The sequence below is a fragment of the Mycobacterium sp. IDUB_5 genome (genome assembly GCF_055419565.1).
The window spans coordinates 334,689-359,833 of the sequence record NZ_JBVAXX010000006.1; the positions used below are offsets into that span (position 1 = coordinate 334,689).

22 protein-coding genes are annotated in these 25,145 nt (G+C 68.8%); 16 read left to right on the forward strand and 6 right to left on the reverse strand.

The features are described 5' to 3' along the window. Positions 1-155: 155 nt before the first annotated feature. Complete coding sequence (locus tag ACZY1G_RS21590) at positions 156-776, forward strand: superoxide dismutase (RefSeq protein WP_463823564.1); 621 nt, start codon at positions 156-158, stop codon at positions 774-776. Here ACZY1G_RS21590 and ACZY1G_RS21595 read toward each other — a convergent pair. Both ACZY1G_RS21595 and ACZY1G_RS21600 read right to left on the reverse strand, forming a co-directional pair. Further along, positions 736-2,196: a sensor histidine kinase gene (locus ACZY1G_RS21595; RefSeq protein ID WP_463823659.1), complete on the reverse strand. Its 1,461-nt coding sequence runs from the start codon at positions 2,194-2,196 to the stop codon at positions 736-738. The two genes, ACZY1G_RS21590 and ACZY1G_RS21595, sit on opposite strands and share 41 nt — an antisense overlap. Positions 2,197-2,258: 62 nt before the next feature. After that, positions 2,259-3,026 (reverse strand): response regulator transcription factor, encoded by a 768-nt coding sequence (locus ACZY1G_RS21600; protein WP_463816839.1) that lies wholly within the window; start codon positions 3,024-3,026, stop codon positions 2,259-2,261. 190 nt (positions 3,027-3,216) lie between these two features. On the opposite strand from ACZY1G_RS21600, the gene ACZY1G_RS21605 reads away from it, so the two are divergent. Both ACZY1G_RS21605 and ACZY1G_RS21610 read left to right on the forward strand, forming a co-directional pair. Then, complete coding sequence (locus ACZY1G_RS21605) at positions 3,217-3,627, forward strand: DoxX family protein (RefSeq protein ID WP_463816838.1); 411 nt, start codon at positions 3,217-3,219, stop codon at positions 3,625-3,627. 31 nt (positions 3,628-3,658) lie between these two features. Further along, positions 3,659-4,339, forward strand: a complete 681-nt coding sequence (locus ACZY1G_RS21610; protein WP_463816836.1) for a sigma-70 family RNA polymerase sigma factor — start codon at positions 3,659-3,661, stop codon at positions 4,337-4,339. A 5-nt stretch (positions 4,340-4,344) separates the two neighbouring features. Here the strand turns inward: ACZY1G_RS21610 and mtr are convergent, their stop codons facing one another. Further along, a complete protein-coding gene (mtr, locus tag ACZY1G_RS21615) occupies positions 4,345-5,769 on the reverse strand; it encodes a mycothione reductase (RefSeq protein WP_463823565.1) in 1,425 nt (474 codons plus the stop codon). Next, on the reverse strand, positions 5,762-6,748 hold the full coding sequence (locus ACZY1G_RS21620; RefSeq protein WP_463823566.1) for an alpha/beta hydrolase: 987 nt from the start codon (positions 6,746-6,748) through the stop codon (positions 5,762-5,764). Before ACZY1G_RS21620 ends, mtr begins: the two co-directional genes overlap by 8 nt. Positions 6,749-6,865: 117 nt before the next feature. On the opposite strand from ACZY1G_RS21620, the gene mqo reads away from it, so the two are divergent. The 9 genes from mqo to ACZY1G_RS21665 all read left to right on the forward strand — a co-directional run bounded on the left by mqo (position 6,866) and on the right by ACZY1G_RS21665 (position 19,018). Further along, positions 6,866-8,422, forward strand: a complete 1,557-nt coding sequence (gene mqo, locus ACZY1G_RS21625) for a malate dehydrogenase (quinone) (protein ID WP_463823567.1) — start codon at positions 6,866-6,868, stop codon at positions 8,420-8,422. A gap of 13 nt (positions 8,423-8,435) precedes the next feature. Then, positions 8,436-8,882 carry a GNAT family N-acetyltransferase gene (locus ACZY1G_RS21630; RefSeq protein WP_463816832.1) on the forward strand — a complete coding sequence of 149 codons (447 nt, stop codon included), beginning with the start codon at positions 8,436-8,438 and terminating at the stop codon, positions 8,880-8,882. After that, complete coding sequence (locus ACZY1G_RS21635; RefSeq protein WP_463823568.1) at positions 8,879-10,753, forward strand: magnesium chelatase subunit D family protein; 1,875 nt, start codon at positions 8,879-8,881, stop codon at positions 10,751-10,753. Before ACZY1G_RS21630 ends, ACZY1G_RS21635 begins: the two co-directional genes overlap by 4 nt. 12 nt (positions 10,754-10,765) lie before the next feature. Beyond that, the gene (gene cobO / locus ACZY1G_RS21640) at positions 10,766-11,380 is read left to right on the forward strand and encodes a cob(I)yrinic acid a,c-diamide adenosyltransferase (RefSeq protein WP_463816830.1); all 615 of its coding nucleotides are present in this window, start codon (positions 10,766-10,768) and stop codon (positions 11,378-11,380) included. Positions 11,381-11,491: 111 nt separating this feature from the next. After that, complete coding sequence (locus ACZY1G_RS21645) at positions 11,492-12,862, forward strand: cobyrinate a,c-diamide synthase (RefSeq protein ID WP_463823569.1); 1,371 nt, start codon at positions 11,492-11,494, stop codon at positions 12,860-12,862. Continuing rightward, positions 12,859-14,055: a uroporphyrinogen-III C-methyltransferase gene (gene cobA / locus ACZY1G_RS21650; protein WP_463823570.1), complete on the forward strand. Its 1,197-nt coding sequence runs from the start codon at positions 12,859-12,861 to the stop codon at positions 14,053-14,055. The genes ACZY1G_RS21645 and cobA overlap by 4 nt, the downstream gene beginning before the upstream one ends. 33 nt (positions 14,056-14,088) lie before the next feature. Then, positions 14,089-15,690, forward strand: a complete 1,602-nt coding sequence (locus ACZY1G_RS21655) for an MFS transporter (protein ID WP_463816827.1) — start codon at positions 14,089-14,091, stop codon at positions 15,688-15,690. A gap of 79 nt (positions 15,691-15,769) precedes the next feature. Then, positions 15,770-17,239: an MFS transporter gene (locus ACZY1G_RS21660; RefSeq protein WP_463816826.1), complete on the forward strand. Its 1,470-nt coding sequence runs from the start codon at positions 15,770-15,772 to the stop codon at positions 17,237-17,239. Positions 17,240-17,275: 36 nt separating this feature from the next. Beyond that, on the forward strand, positions 17,276-19,018 hold the full coding sequence (locus ACZY1G_RS21665) for a proline--tRNA ligase (RefSeq protein WP_463816825.1): 1,743 nt from the start codon (positions 17,276-17,278) through the stop codon (positions 19,016-19,018). Positions 19,019-19,021: 3 nt separating this feature from the next. Here the strand turns inward: ACZY1G_RS21665 and ACZY1G_RS21670 are convergent, their stop codons facing one another. Both ACZY1G_RS21670 and ACZY1G_RS21675 read right to left on the reverse strand, forming a co-directional pair. Then, entirely contained in the window at positions 19,022-19,504 is a 483-nt protein-coding gene (locus tag ACZY1G_RS21670) for a ferritin-like domain-containing protein (protein WP_463816824.1), read from the reverse strand. After that, positions 19,501-20,025, reverse strand: a complete 525-nt coding sequence (locus tag ACZY1G_RS21675) for a hypothetical protein (RefSeq protein WP_463823571.1) — start codon at positions 20,023-20,025, stop codon at positions 19,501-19,503. Before ACZY1G_RS21675 ends, ACZY1G_RS21670 begins: the two co-directional genes overlap by 4 nt. Positions 20,026-20,172: 147 nt before the next feature. Between ACZY1G_RS21675 and rimP the strand changes: the two genes are divergently transcribed. From rimP to infB, 4 genes are all read left to right on the forward strand, one after another. Further along, complete coding sequence (gene rimP / locus ACZY1G_RS21680) at positions 20,173-20,706, forward strand: ribosome maturation factor RimP (RefSeq protein WP_463823572.1); 534 nt, start codon at positions 20,173-20,175, stop codon at positions 20,704-20,706. Beyond that, positions 20,703-21,752, forward strand: coding sequence for a transcription termination factor NusA (gene nusA, locus ACZY1G_RS21685; RefSeq protein WP_463816820.1), 1,050 nt, complete (start codon positions 20,703-20,705; stop codon positions 21,750-21,752). Before rimP ends, nusA begins: the two co-directional genes overlap by 4 nt. 30 nt (positions 21,753-21,782) lie before the next feature. Then, positions 21,783-22,196 (forward strand): YlxR family protein, encoded by a 414-nt coding sequence (locus ACZY1G_RS21690; protein WP_463823573.1) that lies wholly within the window; start codon positions 21,783-21,785, stop codon positions 22,194-22,196. A 103-nt stretch (positions 22,197-22,299) separates the two neighbouring features. After that, positions 22,300-25,116 carry a translation initiation factor IF-2 gene (gene infB, locus ACZY1G_RS21695; RefSeq protein WP_463823574.1) on the forward strand — a complete coding sequence of 939 codons (2,817 nt, stop codon included), beginning with the start codon at positions 22,300-22,302 and terminating at the stop codon, positions 25,114-25,116. Positions 25,117-25,145: the final 29 nt, after the last annotated feature.

Below are 25,145 nucleotides of genomic sequence, written 5' to 3' on the forward strand. Positions count from 1 at the left end.
TCGCCATGTATGGCGCGGGCCTGCCGCGGCAATGCGGTGATGTGCTGCATCGACGACTGCCGCGGCCGGGCCCGCACTGCAACGATAACACAAAAGTGCTCATCTGAACAGGTGGACAGATATAGTCGAGGTCCGTAACCGACGAGAGGATGTGCATGGCTGACTACACGCTGCCCGACCTGGGCTACGACTACGGCGCGCTCGAACCCCATATCTCCGGGCAGATCAACGAGATTCACCACAGCAAGCACCACGCGACCTATGTCAAGGGCGTCAACGACGCGATCGCGGCACTCGAGGAGGCGCGTGGCGCCGGCGACCACAGTGCGATCTTTCTCCACGAGAAGAACCTCGCGTTCCACCTCGGAGGGCATGTCAACCACACGATCTGGTGGAAGAACCTGTCGCCGGACGGCGGAGACAAGCCGGTCGGAGAGTTGGCCGCGGCACTCGACGACCAGTTCGGCTCCTTCGACGCGTTCCGCGCCCAGTTCACCGCGGCGGCCAACGGGTTACAGGGCTCGGGATGGGCTGTGCTGGGTTACGACACGCTGGGTAGCAGGCTGCTGACGTTTCAGCTGTTCGACCAGCAGGGCAACGTGCCGCTGGGTGTGGTCCCACTGCTGCAGGTCGACATGTGGGAGCACGCCTACTATCTTCAGTACCGCAACGTCAAAGCCGACTACGTGAAGGCCTTCTGGAACGTGGTCAACTGGGCCGGCGTGCAGCGGCGGTTCACCGCCGCGACGACGCAGGCGCAGGGTCTGGCGAACTGAGCGGCACGGCTGTCGGCAGACGAACCAAAAAGGTCGTTGTCTCAGAACCGGATTCGGCCTCGATGCTGCCGCCGTGGGATTCGACGATGGATGCGGCGATCGACAAACCCAACCCGAAGCTGCCGGTCTCCCGGGACCGGGACGTGTCGGCGCGGACGAACCGGCCGAACAGATGCGGCAGCAGGGCGGCGTCGATGCCCGGCCCGTCGTCGGCGACAGTCAACTCGACGAAGGGTTCACCCGCGTCGCCGATCCCGGGTCCGATCGACGTGGTCACGGTGGTGCCTGCCGGCGTGTGAACTCGGGCGTTGGACAGCAGGTTGGCCAGCGCCTGGTGCAGCTGGGCGCGGTCGGCCCGCACCCAGACCGGATCGTCGGGCACCCTGGTCAGCCAGTGGTGCGCCGGAGCTGACACCGCGGCGTCGTTGACCGCGTCGACCACGAGCTCGGTCAGGTCGATATCGGTGATCTGGAGATCCTGCCCTTCGTCCAGGCGAGCCAGCAGCAGCAGATCGCTCACCAGATCGCTCATTCGCCCCGCCTCGGATTCGATGCGGGCCAGCGAGTACTCCGTGGTCTCCGGCAGGACCTCACTGTCTTGGCGGGTCAGCTCGGCGTAGCCGTGGATCGCCGCGAGCGGGGTGCGGAGCTCGTGGCTGGCATCGGTGATGAACTGGCGCATCCGCCGATTTGACGCGGCGACGTCGCCGAGGGAGCGCTCGACGTGGTCGAGGAGACGGTTCAGGGTCACCCCGACCATCCCGACCTCGGTTCGCGGATCGGTGTCGCCGACCTCGACGCGCGGTGTGATCGTGTGGTTGTCACCGTCGAGGGGCAATTCGGCCACCGCGGCCGCGGTTGCCGCGACCCGGCGCAGAGGGCGCAGCGCGAAGCGCACGATGGCGATCGTGCACAGGGCGGTGACCAGCACGGCGAGGGCGACCATCCCGGACACCACCGCCGACTCCTGGATCATCGCGTCCCAGGCCGGCGCGCGTGAGACGCCGGTCACCAGGATCTCGCCGGCCCCACCCGGTTGACCGGTCATCCGGTACCAGCCCAGTCCGGGCAGCTCGACGGTGCGGGGCGCTGGATCGCTCCACGAGAGGTTGGCAATCGCTGCGGTGGCCTCAGGTGGTGCGGGCTGCGCGTCACCGTCACCGAACAACGCCGAGTCGACGACGGCGCCGCCCCGAAGCAGCGCGACGACGTTGCCGGGGGCCTGGCCGATCAGACGGGTCAGCGGCTTCATCGACCCGGGGGGCGGGAGTTCACCGTCGGGCCCCACGGTGCTGCGGTACTTCTCGACCGATTGCACAGAGGCGTTAGCGGCCCCGGCCAGCTGCGCGTCGATGATGCCCAGCACCGACCCCCGCAGGCTCACCACCGATGCCGTGCCCACCGCGACCAGCACGGCCATCACCACGACAGACACCCCGACCGTGAGCTGTCGCAGAAGACTCCAGCGTCGCCAGGCATTCCTCACGATGCGGGCCGCAGCAGATAGCCGACGCCGCGCACGGTGTGGATCATCGGTTCGTGGTCTGCATCGATCTTCTTGCGCAGATAGGAGACGTAGAGGTCGACGATGCTCGAGCGGCCGCCGAAGTCGTAGTTCCACACCTGTCGCAGAATGTCGCTGCGGGACAAAGCTTTGCGTTGGTTGCGCATCAGCAGCCGCAGCAGTTCGAACTCGGTCGAGGTCAAGCTCACCGGCTCGCCGGCGCGGGTCACCTCGCGGCTGGCGGCGTCGAGGGTCAGGTCGCCGACCGTCAGGATCTCGTCGTCCGGCGGCGCGAGGTGGGCCGAGCGGCGCAGCAGGCCGCGCAGGCGCGCGACGAGCTCCTCGAGCGAGAACGGCTTGGTCATGTAGTCGTCGCCGCCGGCGGTCAGACCGGTGACCCGATCGTGCACCGAGTCGCGGGCGGTCAAAAACAGCGTGGGGATGTAGGGCCCGCTGCTGCGCAGCTCGCCGAGCACGCTGACCCCGTCCATGTCCGGCAGCATGATGTCGAGCACCAGGAGGTCGGGGGACTGCGTGCGGAACTTCTCGACCGCCTCCGCGGCATCGTGAGCCACCTCGATGTCCCAGCCTTCGTACTTCAGAGCCATACGGACCAGATTGGTCAGGGCGCGCTCATCGTCGACAAGCAGCACGCGGATCGGGGACCCGTCGGGGCGCGACAAGCGCGGCAGCTTGCCCAGGATTGCGCGGCGCGGCCCGCTGCCCTCGAGCGGTGCAGACGTCATCGGTCCATTGTCGCGGGAATCCGACGGAAGGCATCACGGTTCATAGAGTCCTCATAACTTCCTCGCCACCTATGAATCGCCTATGAGTCCGGTGCGCGGTCCGCCGGGGCGTTGACGATGGCAGTGGCCGCCAATGGTCGCCGGCCGAGTCATGCAATCGCGCCCAATCACAGGGGAGGACTTCATCACCATGAGCACCAACACGCTCGAAACCCGGATCACCAACCAGTCCGCGGTGGCCTTCGGGGCCTTTCGAATCGTCGTCGCGCTCCTGTTCGCCATGCACGGCGTGGCGAAGCTGTTCGGATGGCCACAGGGCCAACCCGTTCCGCTGGGTACCTGGCCGGCGTGGTGGGCCGGCGTTCTGGAAGTGGTGCTCGGCAGCCTCATCGCACTCGGGTTGTTCACCCGCGCTGCGGCATTCGTCGCTTCGGGGATGATGGCGGTCGCGTACTTCTGGATGCACTTCCCCGACGCCTTCTGGCCGTTGGTCAACGGCGGAGAGACGGCGGTGCTGTACTGCTTCATCTTCCTGCTCTTCGTCGCCACCGGACCCGGCGCGCTGACGGTGCAGCAGCGTCGCGTGTCGTCCGAAAGCTGATCTGTCAGAGCGTCTTTCATACCCGATACACATGTTGTGTGTTCGCTATGAACACCTGGCGGTACGGCGGGCGGCTCCTAGATTGGACATCAGGAGGCCGGAATCATCTGGCCGGCAATCGATGTGGAGGACCACGGTGATGACGACAGACCCGCACCTTGAGCGCTTCGAGCGCGACGCTCTGCCCCTGCTCGACACCCTCTACCGGGCGGCTCGCCGTCACACCGCCACCACCGCCGACGCCGAAGACCTGGTGCAGGAGACGATGCTGAAGGCCTACGCGGCGTTTCACCACTATCAGGACGGCACCAACATCCGCGCCTGGTTGCTGCGCATCCTCACCAACACCTGGATCTCGTCCTATCGCAGGGCGCAGAGCCGGCCGGCGGAGCTGCTCTCCGAGAGCGTCACCGACGCGCAGGTCGCAGCGCAGGCGGCCCACTCGTCGACGGGGTTGCCGTCAGCCGAACTCGCGGCCCTGACGGCGCTCGGCGACGACGAGGTACGCCACGCACTCGGTCAGCTCCGCGAAGACCAGCGGTTGGCCGTGTATTACGCCGACGTGGAGGGGCTGCCGCACCGGGAGATCGCCGAGATCCTCGACATCCCGGTGGGCACGGTGATGTCGCGGGTGTACCGGGGGCGCAACACACTGCGCCGGCTCCTCGTCGACGTCGCAGCCGACCGCGGATACCTGCGCGCAGCCGCGTGAGCTGGCTAGTGTCTCCTCGAGGGCGGCCACGGCGGCTCACCGCACAGGGCCAGCAGCGCGTTCTCGATCACCTCGGGCAACGCCGGGTGAATCCAGTACTGGCTGCGAGCCACCTCCTGGGCCGGCAGGTCGAAGGCCATCGCGCCAATGATCGGCTGAATGATCGAGGACGCCTGGTGTCCCATGATGTGTGCACCGAGCAACAGTCCGCTGTCGTCGTCGACGATGAGCTTCGCGAAGCCGGTGGAGTCCTCCATCGCCCAGCCGTAGGCGACGTCACCGTAGTCCTGCACCTTGGATCGGATGCGGTAACCCGCTGCGCGCGCCTCGTTTTCGGTCAATCCGACGCTGGCGATCTGGGGATCGGTGAACACCGCAGACGGCACGTTGCGGTGATTGACCGGCATCAGGTTCTCGGTGTCGTCCCAGTCCTGCAGCAGGTTGTGCTTCACCACCCTGGCCTCGTGGTTGGCGACGTGCTTGAGCTGGAACGGCGAGCTCACGTCGCCGAGGGCGAAGATGTTGCGGGCGGTGGTGCGCTGGTACTCATCGACGGTGACGCGCCCGTCGACCACGTCCACACCGGCGTGATGCGCGTCGAGGAGGTCGCCGTTGGGCACCCGGCCCGTCGCGATCAGCAGGGTGTCCGCGTGCACCGTGGCGCCGTCGTCGAGCGTCAGCGTCACCCCGGAGTCGTCCGAGGATCCGTGCGCGATGTTGCGGCGGCTGCGGATCTCCCACTTCTTTCCCGCGAGATCGGTGAACCGCTCACAGATCGTGTCGTCGCAGTGCGTCAGCATCGTCGTGCCGCGCAGCACGATCGTCACCCGCGACCCCAGCGATGAGAAGATGTGCGCGAATTCGGCTGCGACATAACCGCCTCCGACGATCACGATGTGTTCGGGCAGCTCGGAGATCCGCATGATGGTGTCGCTGGTGTGGTAGGCCACCCCGCACTCGGTGATCGCCGGTGGCACGGTGGCCCGGGCGCCCGCGGCGATCACCACCTGCTCGGCGGTGAACTCGTCACCGTCGTCGGTGCGCAGCCGATAGCCATCGGGATCGGTGCGGCCGCCTGTGGATTCGGCGAATCGGGTGTGGCTGCTGAACACCTCGACGTTCGGGGACGACCGCCGGTACTGCTCGCCGCCGGCCGACAACGGATCGATGCGGCCGAACACACGGGAGACGATGTCGGGCCAGCGCACCCCCTCCACGTGTGCGTCGATGCCGAATGTCGATGCCTGCTTGATCTGTTCGGCCACCTCGGCGGCGTAGACGAACATCTTGGTGGGAATGCAGCCGACATTGAGGCAGGTTCCGCCGAACATGTTCTGCTCGCAGATCGCAACCTTCTTGTCGACGTAGCGGTCGTCGATGATGCTGTTGCCCGAGCCGGTGCCGATGATTGCGATGTCGAAGTCAGCCATGGGTTTCTCCCTCTTCTGAGTGCCAGTCGAGCCAGCGATCCAACTCGCGATAGGCCACGCGCCGGGGTTCGGACAGCGACAGGAACACGTCGTGCTTGGCGTCGGCGATCGGCACCACCGTGCTGCGGTTGCCGACACAGCCGGCCCAGCGGGCGATCTGGGCGACGTCGAGCACCGCGTCGCCGCGTTGGATGAGCTCGGTGTCGGGAACCTCGCGCACGCTGCGGTCCGACCGCAGGATCAGGTTGGGCACGCCGACGTCGAGTCCGCGGTGCAGCTGTGCCTGTCCGCGGCGGATCGCTCGAATCCAGCCGAGAGTCACCGGGAATCCGCCGACGGGTTTCCACGTCAGGTCGTAGTCGAAGTCGCCGGCATAGTCGCGGTGCAGCGTGGTCCCGTAGCCGCCCTCGGTGGGGCGCCGGACCACGGTTCGCGTGCGCCATCGTCCCAACGTGCGAAGTGCTGCCGTGGTCGGAGGAGAGCGCAGGATCGCGGGTCCCTGAAGGTCGAACCAGGGGCTGTTGAGCAGCAGCCCCGAGACGACCGGCTGCGCGTCACGACGGCGGCGCCGGTCGAGCCACAGCGAGACCACCAGCCCACCGGCCGAATGGCCGGAGATCAGAACGGTGGCCGAGGTCTCGTCGACGATCGTTGTCAGTGCACGCTCGAGCTCGGTGTCGTAGCGGGCGAGGTCGGTGGTGAAGTGCGGGGTCTGGCCCTGCCGGTGCGAGCGGCCACATTTGTGCAGGTCGATGGCATAGAACGCGATGCCGCGGGCGGCCAGGTGGTCGGCGAACTCGGTGTTGAAGAAGTAGTCGGTGAAACCGTGCACCATCAGCACGGCCTGGCGTGCCGCCGGATCGGCGGCACCTCGGCGTACCAGGGTGGCTTCCAGATCGCCCTCTCCGTCGGGGTCGGGACCCAGCGCGAAGGTGGTCTGCCAGTACCCGGACAGAACGTCGGGCTGCCATCCGGACACGACAGCCACCATAGTGGGCGAGGTGGTCGGAGGGTTGCGGCTGCGCGCGGCGGGATAACCTGAACGCAGGTAAGCCGTGAGCAACGGGGACGCGACCACGAAGGGCCGATCGAGTTGGTGTCTGAAGCGGAGAAGACCGACGTCCTGCTGGTTGGAGCAGGGATCATGAGCGCGACCCTGTCGGCGCTGCTGCGGTTGGTGGAACCCAATTGGTCGATCACGCTCGTCGAGCGCCTCGACGGCGCGGCGGCCGAGAGCAGCGACCCGTGGAACAACGCCGGTACCGGCCACTCGGCGCTGTGTGAGTTGAACTACACCCCGGCGCGTCCGGACGGCAGCATCGACATCAGCAAGGCCGTCAACGTCAACGAGCAGTTCCAGGTGTCGCGCCAGTTCTGGACCTACGCCGTCGAGAACGGCGTGATCCCCGACGTGCGCAGCTTCCTCAATCCCATTCCGCACGTCAGCTTCGTGCAGGGCGAGGACAACGTGAAGTACCTGAAGGCCCGGCACGACGCACTGGTGAGCAACCCGCTGTTCTCGACGATGGAGTTCATCGACGACCGCGACGAGTTCGTGCGCAGGCTGCCGTTGATGGCCGAGCGGCGCGACTTCTCCGAGCCCGTCGGCCTGAACTGGACCCAGGACGGTACCGACGTCGACTTCGGCTCGCTGTCTCGGCAGCTGATCGGCTTCGGCGCCAAGAAGGGCATGTCGACGCTGTTCGGCCACAGCGTCACCGACCTCGACCAGGGCTCGGACGGGCGGTGGACGGTCAAGGTCGTCAACCGCCGCACCGGCCAGAAGCGGAAGTTCAACGCGGGCTTCGTGTTCGTCGGCGCCGGCGGTGGCGCGTTGCCGCTGCTGCAGAAGGCGGGCATCAAGGAGGCCAAGGGCTTCGGCGGATTCCCGGTCGGCGGTCAGTGGCTGCGCAGCGGCAACGCCGACCTCACCGCGCGCCACCAGGCCAAGGTGTACGGACTGCCGCCTCTGGGTGCACCGCCGATGTCGGTGCCGCACTTGGACACCCGGGTGATCAACGGTCGCTCGTGGCTGCTGTTCGGGCCGTTCGCCGGCTGGTCCCCGAAGTTCCTCAAGCAGGGCAAGATCACAGATCTGCCGCTGTCGGTCAAACCGGACAACCTGGTCTCGATGCTCGGGGTCGGGCTCACCGAGATGGGCTTGCTGCGCTACCTGATCGGTCAGCTGCTGCTCAGCGAATCGGCACGTGTCGACGCACTGCGGGAGTTCGCGCCGAGCGCCAAGAATTCGGACTGGGAACTCGACATCGCGGGACAGCGGGTGCAGGTGATCCGCAAGGCCAAGGGCAAGGGCGGGGTGCTCGAGTTCGGCACCACCGTGCTCTCGGCGGCCGACGGCAGCATCGCCGGCTTGCTCGGCGCGTCGCCGGGGGCGTCCACTGCGGTGCCCGCGATGCTCGAGGTGATGTCGCGGTGCTTCGGCGACCGCTACCAGGCATGGCTGCCCACGATCAAGGCCATGGTCCCGTCGCTGGGCGCCCAACTGTCCACCGAACCCAAGCTGTTCGAAGAGATCTGGGCGCGCGGCACCAAGGTGCTCAAGCTCGACAAGCCCGCGGGTGCGCTGCCCGAGACCGCACCCGATGTGTCGTCGGCGGGTACCGAGCATTCCCCGACCGCGGCGACCGTGTGACGGTCCGGTGCCGATGACCGCGGCGTTGCGACGGAGCTGGGCCAAGGATCTCGACGCCGCCACGCTCTACGAGCTCCTCAAGCTGCGGGTGGAGGTGTTCGTCGTGGAGCAGGCGACGCCCTATCCCGAGCTCGACGGCCGTGACTTGCTCAGCGAGACGCGCCATTTTTGGTTGGAAAACACCGAGGGGCAAGTGATTTCGACGTTGCGCCTGATGGAGGAACATCCGGCCGGGCACAAGGCCTTCCGCATCGGGCGGGTGTGCACCAAACGCTCCGATCGCGGACACGGGCACACTGCGCGGTTGCTGACCGCAGCGCTTGCCGAGGTCGGCGACTATCCCTGTCACATCAACGCCCAGACGTATCTGGAGGAGATGTACGGCAGGCACGGATTCGTCCGCGACGGAGACGAATTCCTCGACGACGGGATTCCCCACGTTCCGATGGTCAAGCCGTGACAGAACAGCTCTACCCGTTCAGCGCACTGGTCGGCCACGATCGCCTGAAGCTGGCGCTGGTGTTGTGCGCGGTACGCCCCGACATCGGCGGCGTGCTGATTCGCGGCGAGAAGGGCACCGCGAAATCGACTGCGGTGCGGGGTCTGGCGCAGGTGCTGACGCAGTCATTCCGCGCCGCGGGCGGCGACAGTGCCCATCCGGGTGGACATCTCGTCGAGCTGCCGATCGGGGCGACCGAAGACCGGGTGGTGGGGTCGCTGGACCTGCAGAAGGTGCTGCGCGACGGTGAGCACGCCTTCTCGCCGGGACTGCTGGCCCGGGCGCACCGTGGTGTGCTCTACGTCGACGAGGTCAACCTGCTGCACGATCACCTCGTCGACGTCCTGCTCGACGCGGCCGCGATGGGCCGGGTGCATGTCGAACGCGACGGGGTCTCCCACAGCCACGAGGCGCGCTTCGTGTTGATCGGCACGATGAATCCCGAAGAGGGAGAACTGCGCCCGCAGCTGCTCGACCGGTTCGGGCTGACCGTCGACGTCATGGCCTCCCGCGACGTCGACGTCCGCGCAGAGGTGATCCGTCAGCGGCTGGCCTACGAAGCCGACCCCGCCTCCTTCGCCGCGCGCTACGCCGACGCCGACACCGAGCTGGCCCGCCACATCGCCGACGCGCGGACCCGAGTGGGCGATGTGGTGTTGCCCGACAGCGAACTACGGCGCATCGCCGCACTCTGCGCGGCATTCGACGTCGACGGGATGCGCGCCGACCTGGTGGTGGCGCGCACCGCGGTGGCCCACGCCGCGTGGCGCGGCGCGGCCGAGGTCGCCGAGCAGGACGTGCGCGTGGCGGCGGAACTGGCGCTGCCGCATCGCCGCCGTCGCGATCCGTTCGACGACCCCGGGCTCGACGAGGGTCGGCTCGACGACGCAATGGCTCAGGCCGGCGAGGCCGCCGAGGAGTCCCGACCCGAGCCGGATCCCGACCCGCCCGGCGGCGGGCAGACCTCATCGTCCGATGGCGCCGAAGACGCTGCGCCGCAAGCGGTTTCACCGCCACCGACCCGGCCCAGCGCGGCGCCCTCGGCAGCGTTCCGGACCAAGGCACTGGTGGTTCCCGGTGTCGGTGACGGTGCGCCCGGGCGTCGTTCGCGGGCCCGCAACCGCACCGGAACCGTCGTCGCCGCGACCACCGACCCGCAAGCCGGCCACGGTATGCACGTGTTCGGCACGCTGCTCGCGGCCGCCGGTCGCCACCGCGGGCAGGGCCGGCTGCGACCCGGCCCCGACGATCTGCGGCGCGCGGTGCGTGAGGGCCGCGAGGGCAACCTGGTGATCTTCGTCGTCGACGCGTCGGGCTCGATGGCCGCGCGCGACAGGATGTCGGCGGTCAGCGGCGCCACGCTGTCGCTGCTGCGTGACGCCTACCAGCGTCGTGACAAGGTCGCCGTCATCACGTTCCGCGGCCAGGATGCCCGGGTGCTGCTGCCGCCGACGTCGTCGGTCTACGTGGCCAGCACGCGGCTCGCGCGATTCGACACCGGGGGGCGGACGCCGCTGGCGCAGGGGTTGCTCGCCGCGCGCGACATGGTGGTCCGGGAACGGACGCGGGACCGGGCGCGCCGCAGCCTGGTGGTGGTACTCACCGACGGGCGGGCGACCGGCGGTCCCGATCCGCTGGGCCGTACGGCCACAGCAGCAGCACGATTGGTGGCCGAGGGCGCGTCTGCCGTCGTGGTGGACTGCGAAACCTCCTACGTTCGTTTGGGTTTGGCCGAAGATCTGGCGCGGCGGCTGCTGGCGCCGGCGGTGCGGCTGGATCAGTTGCGCGCCGACGCATTGACCGCTGTGGTCAAGACACAGGCCGCGGCCTGAGAAGGGAATGCGATGCCTCAGGGTCAGCCCGTGGCTGTACCCCGCGACGGATTGACCACGCGGGCCCGCCGCCACGCGCCGCTGCTCGCAGTGCACACCGGTGCGGGCAAGGGCAAGTCCACCGCGGCGTTCGGGATGGCGCTTCGGGCCTGGAACCAGGGCTTCGACGTGGCGGTGTTCCAGTTCGTCAAGAGCGCCAAGTGGAAGGTGGGGGAGGAAACGGCGCTGTGCGAACTCGGGCGGGTGCATGCAGAACGTGGAGTCGGCGGACCCGTCGAGTGGCACAAGATGGGTGCGGGCTGGTCGTGGTCGCGTAAGGCCGGCTCCGAGGAGGACCACGCCGCCGCGGCCGCCGAGGGCTGGGCCGAGATCGTGCGGCGGCTCGCCGAGGAGCGCCACGACTTCTATGTGCTCGACGAGTTCACCTATCCGCTGAAGTGGGGGTGGGTCGACGTGGCCGAGGTCGTCGACGTGCTGGCGTCGCGGCCCGGCACGCAGCATGTGGTGATCACCGGGCGCGACGCCCCGGCCGCACTGCTCGATGCCGCCGATCTGGTCACCGAGATGGCCAAGGTCAAGCATCCGATGGACGCGGGCCGCAAGGGCCAGCGAGGAATCGAGTGGTGAGCGCAGCGAACCACGACAGACGGGGGTTCCGAGTGGTGAGCGCAGCGAACCACCACAGACGGGGTTCCGAGTGGTGAGCGCAGCGAACCACGACAGACGGGGTTCCGAGTGGTGAGTACCCCGGGGATCGTCATCGCCGCGCCGGCTTCCGGCAGCGGCAAGACCACGATCGCGACCGGGCTCATCGGCGCACTGAGGCGGGCCGGGCATCGCGTCGCCCCGTTCAAGGTCGGCCCCGATTTCATCGACCCGGGCTATCACGGGCTGGCCGCAGGTCGGCCCGGCCGCAACCTCGATCCCGTGCTCGTCGGTGACCACCTCATCGGGCCGCTCTACCGACACGGCAGTGCCGACTCCGACATCGCCGTCGTCGAAGGCGTGATGGGCCTCTTCGACGGGCGCATCAGCGACGCGCCGGCGGCCGGGGCTGCGCGCGGCTCCACCGCCCATGTGGCGGGACTGCTCGGCACCCCCGTGATCCTCGTCGTCGACGCCCGCGGACAGAGCCACAGCGTGGGCGCGCTGGTGCACGGCTTCGCCACCTTCGACAATTCGGTGCGCCTCGTCGGCGTGATCCTCAACCGCGTGGGCTCTGACCGCCACGAGGCGGTGCTACGCCAGGGATGCGAGCAGGCCGGCATCGCCGTGTTGGGCGCCGTCCCGCGGACCGACGAGCTCGCGGTCCCGTCGCGCCACCTCGGGTTGGTGACCGCGATCGAGCACGGCCGGCAGGCGGGGGCCGCGGTCGACGCGATGGCGGAGCTGATCGCCCGGCACGTCGATCTCGCCGCCGTCGTCGCGGCTGCCCGCAGCGATGTCCCCGATGACCCGTGGACCCCGCACGTCTGCGAACCCGCGGGACCACCGGTCACCGTTGCGCTGGCCGCAGGTCGCGCGTTCACGTTCACCTACGCAGAGCACACCGAACTGCTCAGCGCGGCAGGCGCAGACGTCGTCGCCTTCGACCCCCTCACCGAGCCGCTGCCTCCGAACACGGCGGCACTCGTCATCCCCGGCGGCTTCCCGGAGGAGTTCGGCCCGGAGCTCTCCGCGAATCATGCGGCGCGTGAACAGGTCGCCGCGCTGGCCGATTCGGGTGCCCCGATCCACGCCGAGTGCGCCGGTCTGACCTACCTGGCCGACGATCTCGACGGGCATCCCATGTGCGGTGTGATCAACGGCTCGGCGTCGTTCACGCCATCGCTGACCCTGGGATACCGAGACGCGGTGGCTGTCACCGACTCGTCGCTGCACCGCATCGGCGATCGCGCCGTCGGGCACGAATTCCACCGCACCGCAATGCATTACGCGCCAGACCGGCAGCCCGCCTGGCGCTACCGAGGCCGGACGGGCGCGATGGTCGACGACGGTGCGGTCCGGGCGGGTGTGCACGCGGGGTATCTGCACATCCATCCGGCTGCACATCCAGAAGCCATCGCCCGCTTCGTCCGTGCGGCGGCACGCTCTAAGCTCGCCGGGTGACCGACAACGCCTATCTGGTGGGCCTGCGCCTGGCCGGCAAGAAGGTCGTCGTGGTGGGAGGCGGCACGGTCGCCCAGCGACGCCTGCCCCTGCTGGTGGCCTCCGAGGCCGACGTGCACGTCATCACCGTCGCTGCCACCCCCGCGGTCGAGGCGATCGAGGGAATCACGCTGACGCTGCGGCCTTTTCGTGACGGAGATCTGGAAGGTGCCTGGTATGTGATCGCGGCCACCGACGATCCCGATGTCAATGCCGCCATCGTCGCCGAGGCGGAGAGCCGCCGCGTGTTCTGCGTCCGGGCCGACATCGCCGTGGAAGGTACCGCCGTCACCCCGGCCACGTTCGAGTACGAAGGCCTGTCGGTGGGCGTGCTGGCCGGTGGAGAGCACCGCCGCTCGGCGGCCATCCGCTCGGCGATCCACGAGGCGCTGCAGCAGGGCGTGATCGCGGCCGACGCGCCCGGCGTGGTCGCCGGCGGAGTCGCACTGGTCGGGGGAGGTCCCGGTGACCCGGAGCTGATCACCGTGCGCGGCCGCCGGTTGCTCGCCCACGCCGACGTCGTCGTGGCCGACCGGCTCGCGCCGCAGGATCTGCTCGCCGAGCTGTCCCCGGACGTCGAGGTCATCGACGCCGCCAAGATCCCCTACGGGCGCGCGATGGCGCAGGAGGCCATCAACGAGGTCCTCATCGATCGCGCCAAACAGGGCAAGTTCGTGGTCCGCCTCAAGGGCGGCGATCCGTTCGTGTTCGCACGCGGCTACGAAGAGGTGATCGCGTGCGCGGATGCCGGCATTCCGGTGACGATCGTGCCGGGTGTGACCAGTGCCATAGCGGTGCCCGCGTTGGCTGGTGTCCCGGTCACTCACCGGGCGATGACGCACGAGTTCGTGGTGGTCAGCGGCCACGTTGCGCCCGACCACCCCGAATCGTTAGTCAATTGGGATGCGCTCGCCGCTCTCCACGGCACAATTGTTTTGCTGATGGCAGTCGAACGGATCGAGCTTTTCGCCAAAGTCCTGCTCGACGGCGGACGACCTGCGGATACGCCGGTGCTCGTGGTGCAGCATGGAACGACGTCGGCACAAAGAAGTTTGCGGGCGACCCTCGCGGACGCACCGGAACGCATCCGATCCGAAGGAATTCGGCCCCCCGCGATCATCGTGATCGGTGCCGTGGCGGCCTTCGCGGCCTAAAGAGATATTAAGAGTACTGTAAGGTAACTCGTTATGACGGCTCTCAATGACGCAGAGCGTGCCGCCATCTCTCGAGATGCTGAAGGCAAGGGGCGGGGCGCCAACAAGGCCGTACCGGCCCGCATCAGCGCGGCTGCGGACGGAGCCGGTGGCTCACGATCCCCCAAGACGCCGGCCTGGCTGCCGTCGCGGCGCTTCATCGCCGCGGTCATCGCCATCGGCGGCATGCAGCTTCTCGCGACGATGGACAGCACGGTCGCGATCGTCGCGCTTCCCAAGATCCAGGACGAGCTGAGCCTCTCCGACGCAGGACGCAGCTGGGTGATCACCGCCTACGTGTTGACCTTCGGCGGCCTGATGCTCCTCGGTGGCCGCCTCGGTGACGTGATCGGGCGCAAGCGGACCTTCGTCGTCGGTGTCGCTCTGTTCACCATCGCCTCCATCCTGTGCGGGCTGGCTTGGAACGAAGCGACCCTGGTGATCGCCCGGCTGCTGCAGGGCGTCGGGGCGGCGATCGCCTCCCCGACCGCGCTGGCATTGATCGCGACCACGTTCCCGAAGGGTCCGGCGCGCAACGCCGCCACGGCGATCTTCGCGGCGATGACCGGCGTCGGCTCTGTGATGGGGCTGATCGTCGGTGGCGCGCTGACCGAGGTGTCGTGGCGCTGGGCGTTCCTGATCAACGTGCCGATCGGCCTGGTCATGATCCACCTGGCCCGCACCACACTGCGCGAGACCCACCGTGAACGGCTCAAGCTCGACGCCACCGGGGCACTTCTGGCCACGATGGGCTGCACCGCCGCGGTGTTCGCGTTCTCGATGGGTCCGGAGGCCGGCTGGGTCTCGCCGATCACCATCGGCTCCGGTGTCGTGGCGATGGCCTGCGGCCTGACCTTCCTGTGGGTGGAGCGCACCGCCGAGAACCCCGTCGTGCCGTTCGAGCTGTTCCGCGACCGCAACCGGCTGTCGACCTTCGCGGCGATCTTCCTCGCCGGCGGCGTGATGTTCACGCTGACCGTGCTGATCGGGCTCTACGTGCAGGACATCATGGGCTACAGCGCGCTGAAGGCGGGCGTCGGGTTCATCCCGTTCGTCATCGCCCTGGGCATCGGACTCGGCGTGTCGTCGGCGCTGGTGTCGAAGTTCCCGCCCCGCGTGCTGGTCATCGGCGGCGGCATCCTGGTGCTGGCGGCGATGCTCTACGGCTCGACGCTGGACGCCAACATTCCCTACTTCCCGAACCTGGTGCTGCCCATCACGATCGGCGGCTTCGGGATCGGCATGATCGTGGTGCCGCTGACGGTGTCGGCGATCGCCGGCGTCGGGTTCGATCAGATCGGTCCGGTATCGGCGATCGCACTGATGCTGCAGAGCCTCGGCGGGCCGGTCGTGCTCGCGATCATCCAGGCGGTCATCACGTCCCGCACGCTGTACCTGGGCGGCACCAACGGCCCGGTCAAGGACATGAACGCCGTGCAGCTGCACGCTCTCGACCAGGGCTACACCTACGGTCTGCTGTGGGTGGCGGCAGTCGCGGTGATCGTCGGCGCGGTGGCGCTGTTCATCGGGTACACCGCCGAGCAGGTGGCGCACGCGCAGGAAGTCAAGGACGCGATCGACGCCGGAGAGCTTTAGCTCCAGCGCGATTACGGCGTGCTGACCGTCGCACAGCGACGACCAACACGCCGAAGTCGCACCGGTAGGGTGGCGAACCATGTCCTCCCGGGCCCCGCTGGCGTCCTCGTTGGGCATCGCGATCGTCGCGATCACCGGCATGCAGCTGATGGCCACCCTCGACGGGACCATCGTGATCGTCGCTCTGCCGCGCATGCAGGCCGACCTCGGCCTCTCCGATGCGGGCAAGAGCTGGGTGATCACCGCTTACGTGCTGGCCTTCGGTGGTCTGCTGCTGCTCGGCGGGCGCATCGGTGACGCCATCGGCCACAAGCGGGCGTTCCTGTCCGGAGTCGGCGTGTTCACGATCGCATCGCTGATCTGCGGGCTGGCCAACGACGAGGCCACGCTCGTCATCGCCCGCGCGGTGCAGGGCATCGGCGCGGCGGTGGCCGCCCCGACGGGTCTGGCGCTCATCGCGACGACCTACGCCGTCGGAGAGCCACGCAACCGCGCGCTCGCCGTCTCCGCGGCCATGCAGGGCCTCGGCTCTGTCCTGGGGCTGGTGCTCGGGGGCGCCGTCACGGGCATCTCGTGGCGGCTGGCGTTCCTGGTCAACGTGCCGATCGGGGTGGCGATCATTGCGATCGCGGTGTTCCGGCTGACCGAGACCCACCTCGAGCGCATCAAGCTCGACATCACCGGTGCGCTGCTGGCCACGCTGGCCTGTACATCGGCGGTGCTGGTCTTCACCCAGGGCCCGGCGCTGGGTTGGGGCGATCCGTGGGTGATCGGCGCCGCGGTGGCCGCCGTCGTCTTTCTCGTCGCGTTCGTGCTCGACGAGCGCGGTGCGGACAATCCGCTCGTGCCGCTGTCGATCTTCGACAGCCGGCACCGCATCGCGTCGTTCGTGGCGTACTTCCTGGCCGGCGGCGTCATGCTCACGTTGTCGGTGATGATCGGCCTGCTCGTCCAGGATGTCCTCGGGTACTCGCCGCTGCGGGCCGGCATCAGCTTCCTGCCGTTCGCGGCCGCTTTCGTCGTCGGCAACGTGATCGCGACCTATGTCGCACCCCGGATCGCGCCGCGCTGGGTGATCCTCGGCGGAGGCGTGCTGGTGCTGCTGGCCATGCTCTACGGCTCGACGCTGGACCGATTCGTGCCCTACTTCCCCGACCTGTTCGTGCCCGTCGTGGTGGGCGGGCTCGGCATCGGCGTGATCTCGGTGATCCTGCCGCTGTGTCTGCTGGCCAACGTTCCCGCCCGTCGGATCGGCTCGCTGTCGTCGGTCACGTTGATGGTGTTCAACCTCGGCGGTCCGCTGGTCCTCGTGGTGGTCCAGGCCGTGCAGGTCTCCCGCACGCTGTACCTGGGAGGCACCACCGGCTCGGTCACGGCCATGACACCCGCGCAGCTCGACGCCCTTGGTCACGGGTACACCTACGCGCTGCTGTGGGTGGCTGCGATCGCGATCCTCGTCGGCGTCGCGGCGCTGTTCATCGGCTACCCGGCGCGCGACATCGCCCGGGCCCGAGAGACCAGGGAAGCCGTGGAGGCGGGGGAGCTCTAGGCAGGCCGTCGCAAAAGTGGCCTAAGGTGGTCGGCTGTGATCACCCGCATGTCCGAGCTGTTCCTGCGCACACTGCGCGACGACCCGGCCGACGCCGAAGTGCCGAGCCACAAGCTGCTGATCAGGGCCGGCTACGTCCGGCCGGTCGGTCCCGGGCTCTACAGCTGGCTGCCCCTCGGGCTCAAGGTGCTTCGCAGGATCGAGGCGATCGTCCGCGACGAGATGAACGCCATTGGCGGACAGGAGATCCTGTTCCCGGCGCTGCTGCCGCGCGCGCCCTACGAGACCACCAACCGCTGGACCGAGTACGGCGACACGTTGTTCCGATTGCAGGACCGGCGCGACAACGACTACCTGCTGGGCCCCACCCACGAGGAGATGTTCACCCTGACCGTCAAGGGTGAGTACTCGTCGTACAAGGACTTTCCGCTGCGGCTCTACCAGATCCAGAACAAGTACCGCGACGAGGCGCGTCCCCGCGCCGGCATCCTGCGGGGCCGCGAGTTCCTGATGAAGGACTCGTACTCGTTCGACATCGACGAAGACGGTCTGAAAAAGGCCTACCACGCGCACCGAGAGGCATATCAGCGGATCTTCGCCCGCCTCGCGGTCCGCTACGTGATCGTGTCCGCGGTGTCCGGGGCGATGGGCGGCAGCGCCTCTGAGGAATTCCTCGCCGAGAGCGAGGTCGGTGAGGACACCTACGTGCGGTGTGTCGAGTCCGGCTACGCGGCCAACGTCGAGGCCGTCGTCACGGCGGTTCCCGAGTCGATCCCCTTCGACGGGCTTCCCGAGGCGACGGTGTACGAGACCGGAAACACCCCGACGATCGCGACACTGGTCGACTGGGCCAACTCCGCCGACCTGGGGCGCACCGTCACGGCGGCCGACACCCTGAAGAACGTCCTGATGAAAATCCGTGTGCCCGGCGGTGACTGGGAGTTGCTGGCCGTCGGCGTGCCCGGGGACCGCGAGGTCGACGAGAAGCGCCTCGGCGCGGCACTGGAGCCGGCCGAGTTCGCGATGCTCGACGACGCGGACTTCGCGAAGTACCCGTTCCTGAAGAAGGGGTACATCGGTCCGAAAGGGTTGCTGGCCAACGGGGTTCGCTATCTGGTCGATCCCCGTGTGGTGGACGGCACCGCGTGGATCACCGGCGCCGACGAGGTCGGCAAGCACGTCGTCGACCTGGTCGCGGGGCGCGATTTCGTCGCCGACGGCACGATCGAGGCCGCCGAGGTGAGGGAGGGGGATCCGTCGCCGGACGGGGCGGGCCCGCTGGTGGCCGCCCGCGGGATCGAGATCGGCCACGTGTTCCAGCTCGGCCGCAAGTACGCCGACGCATTCACTGCCGACGTGCTCGGCGAGGACGGCAAACCGGTGCGCCTGACGATGGGCAGCTACGGGATCGGGGTGTCCCGGCTGGTGGCGGTGATCGCCGAGCAGCAACACGACGAACTGGGGTTGCGGTGGCCGTCGTCGGTGTCGCCGTTCGACGTGCACGTGGTGATCGCGAACAAGGACGCCGAGGCGCGCGCCGGGGCAACGGAATTGGCCGCCGATCTGGACCTCCGCGGCGTCGACGTACTGCTCGACGACCGGACCGCGTCACCGGGGGTCAAGTTCAAGGACGCCGAACTGCTCGGTGTGCCGTGGATCGTCGTGGTCGGTCGCGGCTGGGCCGACGGCGTCGTGGAACTGCGGGACCGGTTCAGCGGTGACAAGCGCGATGTCCCCGCGGGCTCGGCGTCCGAGGAGATCCTCGCAGCGATCCGCTAGCTGCTACTCGGTACCGCCGGGGAACGGCACCGTGACAGGTGTCGTCCCGACGACACCGCGCCATCGCGCGGCGGTGACCGCGGTTTCGAGCATCGCGGCCACACCGAACGCGCGCACTTTCTCGTCGGTCGCCTGCTCGACGACCGCCCGCCACGCGGTCGCGGCGTCGTCTTCCATGCGTACTGCGAGCGAGGCTGCCTGGGTGGGGGTGTCGACTTCCGAGGGCATCGAGTAGCCCGCCGCTGGCAGCGGCACGGCGCCCCCGGTGTCCTCGAGCAACTTGATCGCGGCCTCGCGCCGAGCCCGGTGTTCGGCCATCGCGCCGGCGACCAGACTGTTGTCCTCCGGGGTGGAGTGCGCCGACACCAACCCGTATCCGTAGATCGTCGCGTGTTCGACGGCGACCGCGTCGAACAGCGCGCCCAGAGCGGGGTCGGCGGGACGTGTGGTCGGGCCCTGAGTAGGACTCGGCGTCGGAGATGTCACCCGGCACCGCCGGGGGAGGCCAGTGCCACGGTGTAGGCGGCCGTGCAGGCCGCGGCGATCGAGGCGAGCAATCCGGCGCGGTAGCCCGACAGCGTCGCCGCGGAGTGCGATGCGCTGTCGGCCGACGCGCGCAACGACCCGACGACGTCGTCGGCGTTCGGCGGCGGTGGCTCGGGGGTGCCCGCCGCCGGGCTCGCCGACGTCGTCACCGTCACGCCGGTACTCGGCGCGGCCGCGCCGGTCAGCCGGACGATCTCGTCGGAGAGGGCCTGTTCGTGAGCGGTGCGCAAGTGCGCGATCTCGGCCAGCGTTGCCGCGGCGCGGCCGCGCAGCGCGGCGGCCGCCTGGCCGGCGAGCCGACTGTCGGCGCGGGCCCGGTCCAGTGCGGTGGTGAGGTCGTCGAGATCCGGCGGGGGTGGCGGAGCGCCACATGCGGCCGCCGCGACGGCGGGCAGGAGGGCGAGCCCGGCCAGCACCTGACGGCGGCGCAGGGTCGGCGGGCGGCTCGGCACGTGCCACATCCTGCCATTGCGCCCTGTGGCGACGAGCCCGACGTCTCCCGCACAGGCCCGCGGAGGTGGCACTTTCGTTCTTCGGACCGTCTGCCTGGCGTATCGTAGGGTCCCGTTCGACCAGTTCGAGAGACAACTCAAGACGAGGAGTTCACCGTGGCGGAGCGGTATGCGGGATTGCCGTCGCAGCGACAGGTGATCGATTTGCTCGCCGAGGAGTTCGCGCGCGCCGGGTACGACATCGAAGACGTCGTGATCGACGCGGCGGCGCGCCCGCCCCGGGTGACGGTGATCGCCGACGGTGACAAGGGTCTCGACCTCGACACAATCGCCGAACTGTCCCGGACCGCCTCGGCCCTCCTCGACGATCTCGACTCGCAGGCCTACACGCTGGAGGTCACCTCGCCCGGGGTGGACCGACCACTGAGCACCGACACGCATTTCCGCCGCGCCCAGGGGCGGCTGGTGGAACTCACGTTGGCCGACGGCTCCACACTGACCGGCCGGCTGGGTGAACTGCACGACTCCACCGTGGACGTCGTAGTGCGCGACAGGCCGCGACGCGCTCTGTCCGTGCGTGCGGTCGCGCGGGAGAAAATCACCAAAGCTGTTGTCCAGGTGGAATTCTCACCACCGAGTCCGCAAGAGCTGGAGCTCGCGGGCCAAACCGGAAGGCACGGTGGATCATGAACATCGACATGGCCGCGCTGCACGCGATCGAGGCCGACAAGGGAATCTCGGTCGACGTGGTCGTCGAGACCATCAAGTCGGCCCTGCTGACGGCCTACAAGCACACCGAAGGGCATGAGGCCGACGCCCGCATCGACGTCGACCGCAAGACCGGTGTCGTGAAGGTGATGGCGCGGCAGACCGACGTCGACGGCAACGTGTTGCACGAGTGGGACGACACCCCGGAAGGGTTCGGCCGGATCGCGGCGACCACAGCCCGTCAGGTGATCCTGCAACGGCTGCGGGACGCGGAGAACGAGAAGAACTACGGAGAGTTCTCCGCCCGTGAGGGCGACATCGTGGCCGGCGTGATCCAGCGTGACGCCCGCGCCAATGCCCGCGGCCTCGTCGTCGTCCGCATGGGCAGCGAGACGAAGGGCTCCGAGGGGGTGATCCCGGCGGCCGAGCAGGTACCGGGGGAGAGCTACGAACACGGCGACCGGCTGCGGTGCTACGTCGTCGGCGTGTCCCGTGGGGCGCGCGAACCCCTGATCACCTTGTCCCGCACGCACCCGAATCTGGTCCGCAAACTCTTCTCCCTGGAGGTCCCTGAGATCGCCGACGGCTCGGTGGACATCGTCGCCGTCGCCCGCGAGGCCGGGCACCGCAGCAAGATCGCAGTGGCCTCGCGCGCGCCGGGACTCAACGCCAAAGGGGCGTGCATCGGGCCGATGGGCCAGCGGGTGCGCAACGTGATGAGCGAGCTGTCCGGGGAGAAGATCGACATCATCGACTTCGACGAGGACCCGGCGAAGTTCGTTGCCAACGCGCTGTCCCCGGCCAAGGTCGTGTCCGTGACGGTGATCGACGAGGTGGCCAAGGCTGCGCGTGTCATCGTCCCGGACTTCCAGCTCTCGCTGGCCATCGGCAAGGAAGGGCAGAACGCGCGGCTGGCGGCGCGGCTCACCGGCTGGCGCATCGACATCCGCAGCGATGACGCGGCGTCGGACACCGGTCGCGGCGGGCGGCGGTCCGACGCGGCCCGCGGCGCGGCGGGCGAGCAGTAACGAGTCGCGCCCCGGTTCTGCCGTAGACCCATGCCGCGGACCGATTTCCTTTTGGACGACATCGTGACGGTAGACTCAGCTGTGATCCAGCGCGAGAGATCGGCTCGGACGCAGAAAAGCAGCGACAACCCCTCCGGGGGCCCGGTGCGGACCTGCATCGGATGTCGACGACGAGAGCTGGCCGCCGATCTGCTTCGGGTCGTCGCCGTCGACGGCGGGCAGGGTCCTGGGAATGACACCAGGGTCGTGACCGTTGACGAGGCGAAGAGGCTTCCGGGGCGGGGTGCATGGCTGCATCCCGATCCAGGGTGTCTAAACGAGGCGGTTCGCCGGCGAGCCTTCGGCCGAGCGCTCCGGATCACCGGTTCACCGGACATCACCGCGGTGGTCGAGCGTTTCGCGGAATACGGAACGCTTGAGGCACCCGGGCAAGAGAACAGGTAGCGAAAAGAACATGAGCACACCGTGAAGTCCCGATGACCATGCGTCATAGCTAACCCGAGGCGCGGCGCCTACCACCGCTGTCGCCTCTCAGACAGGAGATGTAGTGGCAGGTAAGGCCCGCGTGCACGAGTTGGCTAAGGAACTCGGTGTCACAAGTAAGCAAGTTCTGGCGCGACTGAGCGAACAAGGTGAGTTCGTCAAGTCGGCGTCGTCCACGGTGGAGGCGCCCGTCGCCCGCCGATTGAGGGAGTCGTTCGGCGGCTCCAAGCCCTCTGGTTCTGCGAGCAGCAGCAACGGCTCCGCCCAGGCAGCACCGGTCAAGCCAGGCCCGCGGCCCGGTCCCCGACCGTCCGCGCCGGCGGCTCAGCAGCCGGCCGCGCCGGCCCCCGCCGCACCCGCCGCCCCCGCGGCACCTGCGGCCCCCACCCCGAGCGCACCGCCCGCCGCGCCGCAACCGGCTCAGGCTCCGCCCGCGGCCGCTTCCGCGCCGTCAGCGCCGTCCGCGCCGTCCGCGGCGCCGCGCCCGGGTCCGGCACCCGGCCCCACACCGGGCCCTCGGCCCGGTCCCGGCGGCCCCCGCCCCGGGGCCCCCAAGCCCGCCGGGCGAACCCCGCGCGTCGGCAACAATCCGTTCTCGTCGCAACAGCCGGTGGAACGGCCCGCACCCCGGCCCCAGGCCGGGCCCGGCGGTCCCCGCCCAGCTCCCGGCGCAGGCGGACCCCGCCCCGGCGGCGGCCCGCGGCCCGGCGCCTCGCCCGGCAACATGCCTCCCCGTCCGCAGGGAGCCCGTCCCGGTGGCGGTCCTCGCCCCGGTGGCGGTCCGCGTCCCGGCGGCGGTCCTCGGCCGGCTCCCGGTGGCGCCGGTCGTCCCGGTGGCGGCGGCGGTGGCGGCGGTAACTACCGCGGCGGCGGTGCCGGCGGCGGCGGCGGTGCGCCCGCAGGCGGCGGTTTCCGCGGTCGTCCCGGCGGCGGTGGCGGTGGACGCCCCGGCCAGCGCGGAGGCGCGGCAGGTGCGTTCGGTCGTCCCGGCGGCGCAGTCCGCCGAGGTCGCAAGTCGAAGCGGGCGAAACGCGCCGAGTACGAGAACATGCAGGCCCCGGTCGTCGGTGGCGTGCGGTTGCCGCACGGCAACGGCGAGACCATCCGGCTGCCACGCGGCGCGTCGCTGGTCGACTTCGCCGACAAGATCAACGCCAACCCGGCCTCGCTGGTCCAGGCGCTGTTCAACCTCGGTGAGATGGTCACTGCGACCCAGTCGGTAGACGATTCGACGCTCGAGCTGCTCGGCAGCGAGATGAACTACGTCGTGCAGGTCGTGTCCCCGGAGGACGAAGACCGCGAGCTGCTGTCGTCGTTCGACCTCACCTACGGCGAGGACGAGGGCGACGAGGACGATCTCGAGTTCCGTCCCCCTGTGGTCACCGTCATGGGTCACGTCGACCACGGCAAGACCCGACTGCTCGACACGATCCGTAACGCCACCGTCCGCGAGGGCGAGGCCGGCGGCATCACCCAGCACATCGGCGCTTACCAGGTCCTTACCGAACTGGACGGCAACGAGCGACTGGTCACCTTCATCGACACGCCGGGCCACGAAGCGTTCACCGCCATGCGTGCCCGCGGCGCGAAGGCCACCGACATCGCGATCCTCGTGGTCGCGGCTGACGACGGCGTCATGCCACAGACGGTGGAGGCCATCAACCACGCCCAGGCGGCCGACGTGCCGATCGTCGTGGCGGTCAACAAGATCGACAAGGAGGGCGCGGACCCGGCCAAGATCCGTGGCCAGCTCACCGAATACGGGCTGGTCGCCGAGGACTTCGGTGGCGACACCATGTTCGTCGACATCTCGGCCAAGCAGGGCACCAATATCGACGCCCTGCTCGAAGCGGTCATCCTGACAGCTGACGCCGCGCTGGACCTGCGGGCCAACCCGGACATGGAGGCCCAGGGCGTCGCGATCGAGGCCCATCTGGACCGTGGTCGCGGCCCGGTGGCCACCGTGCTCATCCAGCGCGGCACGCTGCGCGTCGGAGACTCGATCGTGGCCGGCGATGCCTACGGCCGCGTGCGCCGCATGGTCGACGAGCACGGCGAGGACGTCGCGGAGGCGCTGCCGTCGCGACCGGTCCAGGTCATCGGCTTCACCTCGGTGCCCGGTGCAGGTGACAACCTGCTCGTCGTCGACGAGGACCGGATCGCCCGGCAGATCGCTGATCGCCGAAGTGCACGTAAGCGCAACGCGCTGGCCGCACGGACGCGCAAGCGCATCAGCCTCGACGATCTCGATGCAGCGTTGAAGGAGACTTCGCAGCTGAACCTGATCCTCAAGGGCGACAACTCCGGCACCGTCGAGGCGCTGGAGGAGGCCCTGCTGGGGATCGAGATCGACGACGAGGTGGAGCTGCGGGTCATCGACCGCGGTGTCGGTGGTGTCACCGAGACCAACGTCAACCTGGCATCGGCATCGGACGCGATCATCATCGGGTTCAACGTGCGTGCCGAGGGCAAGGCCACCGAGCTCGCGAACCGCGAGGGCGTCGACATCCGCTACTACTCGGTGATCTACCAGGCGATCGACGAGATCCAGAGCGCGCTCAAGGGCATGCTCAAGCCGATCTACGAGGAGAAGGAGCTCGGCCGTGCCGAGATCCGGGCGATCTTCCGGTCGTCCAAGGTCGGCAACATCGCCGGTTGCCTCGTCACCTCGGGCATCATGCGTCGTAACGCCAAGGCACGTCTGCTCCGTGACAACGTCGTCGTTGCGGAGTCGGTCACCATTTCGTCGCTCAAGCGCGAAAAGGATGACGCCACCGAGGTGCGGGACGGGTACGAGTGCGGTTTGACGCTCACCTATTCCGACATCAAGGAGGGTGACGTCATCGAGGCGTACGAGCTGGTCGAGAAGGCGCGCACCTGATGACCGGACGTTCATGATCGGACACGCTC